Here is a 592-nt window from a genome sequence, read left to right as displayed (position 1 = left end):
AGGGCGTTTACCACGGTGTGATTCATGACTGGGGTGAAGTCGTAACAAGGTAACCCTAGGGGAACCTGGGGTTGGATCACCTCCTTACCTTAATGATGACGAAGTTGTTGAGTGTTCACACAGATTGACTTGATTCAAAGTAGTTAGAGCAAAGACCTGATGCGCCAGTGATGTCGCGTCAGTGCTTGTTTGGCTAACGCCAAACGAGAGAAGCCCTTTTGTTGGGTGTTGGGACGTGAATAGCGGCGAAAGCGGCTACCCAAACATCTGCGCGCGAGCGCAAAGACAAATCCGGGTCCCCTTCGTCTAGAGGCCTAGGACACCGCCCTTTCACGGCGGTAACAGGGGTTCGAATCCCCTAGGGGACGCCACTTCTCTTCTTGCTAACAAGAATGCAGACATAAGCATGTAATGTTTATGTCTGTTTTCTTCAGCGCACTTTATAAGTGAATGCTGTTGCAAACATGCTCTTTAACAATCTGGAAAGCTGATTTAAAAAGTAGTTCTCAAACATTTGTTACAAGTGCTTTGGAAACTTCTTGGCGAAAACCAAAATTTATTTTTGGTCCTTGTTGTACGACAACAAGCCGTG

Annotated in this window: 1 tRNA gene and 1 rRNA gene; both read left to right on the top strand. The window is 46.8% G+C overall.

The features are described 5' to 3' along the window. Positions 1–87: ribosomal RNA gene (locus tag KW821_RS21375) — 16S ribosomal RNA — on the top strand; the annotation flags it as partial. A gap of 208 nt (positions 88–295) precedes the next feature. After that, positions 296–371: transfer RNA gene (locus KW821_RS21370), tRNA-Glu, on the top strand. The last annotated feature ends 221 nt before the right edge of the window (positions 372–592 follow it).

The organism is Aeromonas sp. sif2416, assembly GCF_019218665.1.
In the GTDB taxonomy this organism is placed as follows: Bacteria; Pseudomonadota; Gammaproteobacteria; order Enterobacterales; family Aeromonadaceae; genus Aeromonas; species Aeromonas encheleia.
Note: the sequence above shows the minus strand (reverse complement) of the source record. Positions and strands in the feature narration are given on the sequence as shown.